The organism is Draconibacterium mangrovi (genome assembly GCF_010586825.1).
Classification (GTDB): Bacteria; Bacteroidota; Bacteroidia; order Bacteroidales; family Prolixibacteraceae; genus Draconibacterium; species Draconibacterium mangrovi.
Genome location: NZ_JAAAGB010000006.1, coordinates 342,058 through 349,124 on the forward strand (window position 1 = coordinate 342,058; position 7,067 = coordinate 349,124).

General features: G+C 42.4%; 5 protein-coding genes. 4 read left to right on the plus strand and 1 reads right to left on the minus strand.

Features of this window, described 5'->3' with window-relative positions:
* Nucleotides 1-459: 459 nt before the first annotated feature.
* The gene (locus G4420_RS23610) at nt 460-573 is read left to right on the plus strand and encodes a magnesium chelatase subunit ChlI family protein (RefSeq protein ID WP_163325055.1); all 114 of its coding nucleotides are present in this window, start codon (nt 460-462) and stop codon (nt 571-573) included.
* A 173-nt stretch (nt 574-746) separates the two neighbouring features.
* On the opposite strand, the gene G4420_RS16510 is transcribed toward G4420_RS23610, so the two are convergent.
* On the minus strand, nt 747-1,712 hold the full coding sequence (locus G4420_RS16510; protein ID WP_163325040.1) for a DUF3887 domain-containing protein: 966 nt from the start codon (nt 1,710-1,712) through the stop codon (nt 747-749).
* A gap of 746 nt (nt 1,713-2,458) precedes the next feature.
* Here G4420_RS16510 and G4420_RS16515 point away from each other — a divergent pair.
* The 3 genes from G4420_RS16515 (at nt 2,459) to G4420_RS16525 (ending at nt 6,406) form a co-directional block, all read left to right on the plus strand.
* The gene (locus G4420_RS16515) at nt 2,459-4,090 is read left to right on the plus strand and encodes a glycoside hydrolase family 9 protein (protein WP_163325041.1); all 1,632 of its coding nucleotides are present in this window, start codon (nt 2,459-2,461) and stop codon (nt 4,088-4,090) included.
* 95 nt (nt 4,091-4,185) lie between these two features.
* The gene (locus tag G4420_RS16520; RefSeq protein ID WP_163325042.1) at nt 4,186-5,655 is read left to right on the plus strand and encodes an aldo/keto reductase; all 1,470 of its coding nucleotides are present in this window, start codon (nt 4,186-4,188) and stop codon (nt 5,653-5,655) included.
* Nucleotides 5,656-5,740: 85 nt separating this feature from the next.
* The gene (locus G4420_RS16525) at nt 5,741-6,406 is read left to right on the plus strand and encodes an inorganic pyrophosphatase (RefSeq protein ID WP_163325043.1); all 666 of its coding nucleotides are present in this window, start codon (nt 5,741-5,743) and stop codon (nt 6,404-6,406) included.
* Nucleotides 6,407-7,067: the final 661 nt, after the last annotated feature.

Genomic DNA, 7,067 nt, shown 5'->3' on the forward strand with positions numbered 1-7,067 from the left:
GCAGACTATACCAAATATCATGAATTATATCTTTAATAATAAAATATTTTCGTCGAGCTTTTTATTACGCCATAGGAAGGTTATATATAATAGTGACGGGGGGGCATTCTGGGATTCGAAACAAACAATGAAACCATATCCCACCCGAGGGATGTATATTTTTTAGGATTTTTGGATAGGGGGGGTGAAATAGGACTCGCAAGAAGAGAATGACAGCTCTGTATGTCGTATAAATAAAGGGAATTAGGCCAATATTGTTAAATACAATGAATGCGTATGGAATGCCTGCAAATTATAGATTAAATCAATCATGCGCCTAGTCGCAATGGGATTCAAGAACAAATCATCGAAAAGAGAGAAAATTCCTAAAAACATCAAAAACAACTATTTTTTGCTATAGTTTAACAAGTCGTTAGTGATATGTATATAGCATCTTTATGCATTATATAAAAAAGAGTAATAAAGGTTTCGCGCACCATTGCCGATCTCGATGGACAAGAACATGTGCAGGTCGATCACCTGTCGGAAGCCATCCATTACCGCAGTCTGGATCGTGACAACTGGGGTGGGTAAGATCTCGTGTTGGCACGCTGATAACACTGTTTTTTTTGATTTTGCAGAAAAGAGATTGCTCGCAGATTTCGCAGATTCGCGCAGAATGATTTTCGGGATTCGTGCTACAGTTTGGTGATGGTCTCACTCCGGGTGAACCTATCACTTAGGTCCTACGGGATTGGTGCTAGTCTTTAATTGTTTTGTATTCGTTCGCCTTTTAAAGGAGAGTAGTCGTTTTTCAAATATCCATTCACATCAATGTTGTCAAAAAAGCATTTAATCCCTGTTGCTTTATTGATATCTTGAATATTCTGCATGTGAAAATGAAGATGTGCTTCTGAAGAGTTGCCCGAGTTGCCACAAAGCCCCAGTAAATCACCTTTATTAATCATTTGTCCTTGTTTTACAACGATTGAGTTTTGTTTGAAATGGGCAAAAAATAAATATTCATTGGTAGCAGCTTTAATAATAACTGTATTTCCCGGGATATAAAAAAGGTCAAACTCTCCGGGAGTATTATCCGCTATACCATCTATTACACCAACTACCTCGGCATTACAAGGAGCAATTATCCCTTTACCAAAAGCATAATAATCTTCGTTTGTTTTTCCGTCTGTTTTGTATGATTTGCCTTCCTGGTCGGAGATAATAAAATCGAATGCATTTTTCTGTGCTTCATTCTCAACATGATAGTTTAGTTCTTTGGTGTCACCTCCCCAAACAACTGTCCATTCTCCACGAAACGGCAAATCGAGGTTTGTTTTATTTCTGTCAGGTTTTGGGAGATTTTCATCCTTAAATGGTTTTACCAATAAGCCGTTTATTTTATCATCCTTATCAACCGAGATATTTAGCGAAAACAGTGCACGTTCAAAGCGGGTTTTATACGAGGCAAAGCTTTTGTTTTCGTACCGAATAAATTCTCTGTTTTCAATATTACCTGCCTGTTTTTTTAGTTCTTTTAAGAAATCAATGGTTCTCTCAATTGGTAAATCTTTTTTCATCTCCGGCGAAAAGAGCTCAAACAGTTCAGCGTATTTATCGGAGTTATACAATAGCTCGAAATCATTAGCAATTTTTTTTGAAACCTCTTTCTCTTCTTGTCCGAAGTTTACCAGTGGAAGTAAAATTAAAATTATAATGCAGAGACGATTCATCTGGGTTTTTGTTTACTTATGGCCTAAAGATAACTATTTAAATACGATACAAATCATCAGTGTAGTCGGAAGTGTTTTGGAATGCTGACAACTCTGATTTTTTTGATTTTCGCTGAAAAGAAATTGCTCGCAGATTTCGCTGATTTAAGCAGAACAATTTTTCGGGATTAGGAATTAGTTTGGTGATGGTCTAACTTTGGGTGAGGCTATCACTGATTAACAAAGACCTGTTTTACCTTTTTCAGCCTTATTGGCTGAGACACGATTTACAAAATCGCGCCAGCTGAGGCGCTTATTGGCTCCTGTGGACTTTTGTGCATTATAACGAAACATATTTTTTAAGTTTCATCCAACAAACACAGTAAAACAATTTCCAATAAATTGTAAGATTGAAATAACCGGCAATTTGTTTCTCCGAAAAACCGGAGGCCAAAAACCGGCCCCAATTCTAAACTCCGTAAAACCGGAGACGAAAGACCAACTTCAATTTTTGCTTCCGGAAAACCGGAGTTAAAAATGAGGTCCCAATTTTGAGCTCCGAAAAACCGGAAGATAAAAACAGATCCCGATTTATACGTCCGAAAAACCGGAGATGAAAAACGAGCTCCAATTCTTGTTTCCGAAAAACCGGAGTTGAAGATTAGCTTCCAATTCGGAACTCCGAAAAACCGGGAATTAAGTTAATTGTCATCTAAACAATAAGCTAAAATTTGTATCTTCATAGCCTAAATCAATAAAACCACAAAATGAAGAAGCCTGTTCTTTTACTGCTCTTTCTGCTGAGCATTGTCCCATCGTTGTTCGCACAAAACATCCATTTAAATTCGCTGGGTTTTCTAACCAATGGCCCAAAATCGGCTGTTGTTCCGCAATCGTGTACTTCGTTTAAAGTTGTTTCGGTTGCTAGCGGCGACGTTGTTTTTGAAGGCAAAACAACAGGGCCAAACTATCAGAAAGATGTAGATCAGGAAGTATGGAAAGTTGATTTCTCCGACTTTCAAAAACCGGGTGATTACTACCTGGAGGTCGCCGGAGTTGGGCGCTCAGATGAATTTAAAATCGCAAACGATGCGTTTAACTTTGCAGCAGTAACAAGTATGCGTGCCTTTTATTTATGGCGCTGCGGAATGGCTGTTGACGGCGAGTTTGCAGGCAATCATTACCATCAGGATGTTTGTCACCTCGATGATGCATACGAAGATTATATTGGAAATAAAGGATCGAAACGTGACGGGACAGGTGGCTGGCACGATGCCGGCGATCATGGAAAATATGTGGTAAATGCAGGTGTTTCTCTGGGCGTTTTGTTTTATGCCTGGGTACATTTTCAACCTCAGCTGGAAAAAATGGATTTGGGTATTCCTGAAACAGCACCCGGATTCCCCGATTTTCTGCAGGAACTGAAATGGGAAACCGACTGGATATTAAAAATGCAGTACCCCGATGGCTCGGGCAGGGTATCGCATAAACTTACGCGTACTTCATTCTCAGGTTTTATAATGGCCAGCGACGATGACGCCAAACGGTATTTTACGGAATGGAGTTCGGCGGCAACAGCCGATTTTGTGGGAATAATGGCTATGGCTGCGCGCTACTTTAAACCCTACGATGCGGCCTACGCACAAAAATGTTTGGATGCTGCGAGGGTGAGTTATCGTTTTTTGCAGGAAAACCCGGAGGCCAAACGTTTTGTGCAGGGTGATTTTAAAACCGGGGGTTACCAGACAAGAGATAATGATGATCGCTTGTGGGCAGCTGCCGAGCTATGGGCAACTACCGGCGACGAAAGCTGTTTGCGTGATTTTGAAAAGCGGGTCGCTGAATTCGATTACAAAATAGAAGAGAACTGGGACTGGTCAAATGTGTCGAACCTGGCGATGTATTCGTACGCACTTTCTTCGCGCAAAGGCAAAAATCCGGAAGCAGAAGCTACAATAAAAAAGAACATCATTGCCAATGCCGATGCTTTGGTGGAAAAATCAGAAGCTGATGTGTATTCGCGTGCCCTTGGCGGCCGATACTACTGGGGCTGCAACGGAACTGTTGCCCGCCAAACGGTAAACCTGCAGGTGGCTAATCTTATTCAGCCCAATCCAAAATACAAAAAAGCGGCTATTGGTATTGTCGATCATATCTTCGGGAAGAATTACTATAATCGATCGTACGTTACCGGTTTGGGAATCAATCCGCCAATGTTTCCGCACGACCGTCGTTCGGGAGCCGATTCGATTGATGCACCCTGGCCGGGGTATCTGGTTGGCGGTGGGCATTCAGCAACCGATTGGGTGGATAAGCAGGAATCGTACAGCCACAACGAAATTGCCATAAACTGGCAGGCCGCACTGGTTTATGCCCTTGCCGGATTTGTAAGTTATTAATGGAATTTGTCTTTTAGTTGCAATTGTTTTACCGTTGAAAACTAGGTAGTTCAATTGATTTCATTTAATTTTATAGAAATCAAAATCTACCTGTCATGACTAAATCAAAAAAGTATCCCGTAACCCGAAGAAATTTTATCAAAGTTTCGGCTGCAACAACTGCTGCAGTTTCTGCTATGTCGTTTGGAGCCTGTAATACCGAAAAATTACCGGAGCCAATGACGCGCCCTTTTGGCAAATTGGGTTTTAATGTAACCACACTTGGTCTCGGAGGGCAGGCATCTATCCAGTGGACTCCTGATGATGTTGACCCGGTTCCTATTATTTTAAAAGCATTTGAGCTTGGCATTAATTATTTCGATACCTCCAACCTATACGCCGACAGCCAGCTGAATTTCCACAAAGCTTTTAAACACCTGAACCTCATTCCCGGAGATGATGGTTACAACGAAGCGCTGCGCAAATCAATTTGGTTGACCAGTAAAACGGCTATGCGCTGGGGAAAACCGGGTTGGCCCGAGCGGGAGAATGTCAGTAACTGGTCGAATGGCGAAAATGTACAATGTGCGGTTGACGATGTAAAACGCTCTTTAACCCAGTTGTTTGGCGATGGAGAAGGTTATTACCCGGATGGCGCTTACCTGGATATGGTGCTATGCCATACTTTGCATAATACCGATGAGGTTGATGTGCTTTACGAAGGACTGGAAACGCCACTTGATCCCGATGGCAATTTTGGCGCTTTGGTCGCCCTTCGTGATTTGCGCGACGGAACCAACCTCACCGGGATGAATCCGAAAAATGAAAAGCTGATCAAACATATTGGTTTCTCGGGGCATGCAAATCCGCCGGCTATGATGGATATGATTCAGCGCGATGAATACGGCATTTTAGATGGTATGCTGATAGCCATTAACGCCAACGACAAAACCAAAATGAACATGCAGAATAATGTTATTCCGATTGCCGAAGCCAAAGGAATGGGAATAATAGGTATGAAGGTATTTGCCGATGCAGCCATGTACCATAAAGAACCGCGCTGGTCGCAAACACCTGCCGATGTTTTCCGAAAAGTGGGTACCGATGAATTGCCGAGCAAGCCGCTTATTGAATATTCGCTGACTACACCGGGTGTTCATACCTTGATTATTGGAATCGGGCAAATTGATGACGACCCCATGAAATGCCAGCTGGTACAGAACTTTTATGCTGCACAAATAGCTCCTGACGGAATGAGTGCTGATGAGCGAAAAAGAATTGAGGAACAAGCCAAAAGTGTGAAGCCGGGAAGTAACTATTTTCAGGCCATTGAGAAAGAAAACCTTTCTGCACCGCGCGATGCAAAATTCGTTGACGGCAAATTAACATGGAACACGGCTTTGGCTGATGAGGAGCCCATATCGCATTACGAAATTATCCGTGATGGAGAGTTGCTGGGCAAGGTGGAACACAAACCTCAGCTCTTAAAAAGCAAGCCTTTTAGTATTACTCTCGACGAGCCGGGTAATGTTACGCTGGCCACTGTTGATATCGCTGGAAATAGAGCTGAGACAGTTGTGACGTAACAAAAATTTAATCACCTTTGTGCCGATTAGTATGAACCAAAAGTCGTACTATTGGTTTGAGATAGTAAAACATAATTTAACTAAGATGGTAGACAGACTTTCCGATCCCATTGGAAGATTGATGGGATTGCGTTATAAATCGCACCCCTGGCACGGTGTTTCAATTGGTGATAATGCCCCCGAAGAATTAACCGCTTTTATCGAAGTGGTTTCAACCGATACGGTAAAATACGAAATTGACAAGGATAGCGGTTACCTGCGTGTTGACCGGCCACAAAAATTCTCGAATGTTGTTCCCGCTTTATACGGATTTATTCCGCAAACCTATTGCGGTACCAAAGTTGGCGAATTCTGTTCGCAGAAAGTGAACCGAAAAGGCATAAAAGGCGACGGCGATCCGATTGATATTTGTGTGCTTACCGAAAAAGATCTGGCGCATGGCGATTTGCTGGTAACGGCTCGTCCGATTGGTGGTTTTCGTATGATTGACGGCGATCAGGCTGATGATAAAATTATTGCCGTTTTGGATAACGACACCGTTTATGGTCATTTTACCGATGTGGCACAAGTGCCGGAAATTGTAATCCAGCGTTTGGAGCATTATTTCCTTACTTACAAAGATATGCCGGGTGTTGATTCAAACACCGAAATTGCTGCAACCTACGGGCACGATGAGGCGATTGAGGTGATCAGACTTTCGGTTGAAGATTACAACAACAAGTTTGCGAATCTGGGCAAACTGCTTTCATAAATAAAAAGGCCTGATTCTCGAAAATCAGGCCTTTTTATTTATCACCCGTAAGAGTAGGTGGAGAAGTTATAAAATATCCCATCCATAAGTTTCAATATTGAATAGAAGCTACCAAACATAAGCAACATTCTTTTGGCTTATCAGCCGGATTCTACTCTTTGGTTTAGCCCAAAGAGTAGACAGAAAACCCAAGGCTGCGCCCGCTTCTCTCGGAAAAGCTACGCGATGACCGCTAAAATTCCTGAAACTTCCCGATGCTACGATCGGGACAGGCAGTCGTTCCTCCTCAAACAACAGTAATTTTTTAACACCGTCACCGCTTGTTTTCCGTCCGCCAGCTGGCGGACGAGGCCAAGCTTTGATGTGGCTGACGCTGCATAAGTGGACGGCCTCTTTTGTTCGTTACCCGAAGTTGAAGTAAAACTTTAATGAGAGCGGGAAGCTCCGAGGAATCGAGGAGATCACCCGTCCGAATTTAGGTTATACAAAAACGCAGGGGAAGGATCAAAAGCAGCCTTGAACTTTCTGCTTCGTCTTTGCTTTAAGGCAAAGATGAAGGCCGCCTTTAGATTAGCAATATCTTTTATCATTACTAAATTGTATTGTTCATTTTAATGAAAGCAGAGGTGAACCCGATAGGCCGCCTAGGCTAATATGCCTA

What these genes read in the sequence shown, in the direction of transcription:
- G4420_RS16510 (WP_163325040.1), bottom strand. Translation starts at nt 1,712, where the DNA reads ATGAATCGTCTCTGCATTATAATTTTAATTTTACTTCCACTGGTAAAC.
- G4420_RS16515 (WP_163325041.1), top strand. Translation starts at nt 2,459, where the DNA reads ATGAAGAAGCCTGTTCTTTTACTGCTCTTTCTGCTGAGCATTGTCCCA.
- G4420_RS16520 (WP_163325042.1), top strand. Translation starts at nt 4,186, where the DNA reads ATGACTAAATCAAAAAAGTATCCCGTAACCCGAAGAAATTTTATCAAA.
- G4420_RS16525 (WP_163325043.1), top strand. Translation starts at nt 5,741, where the DNA reads ATGGTAGACAGACTTTCCGATCCCATTGGAAGATTGATGGGATTGCGT.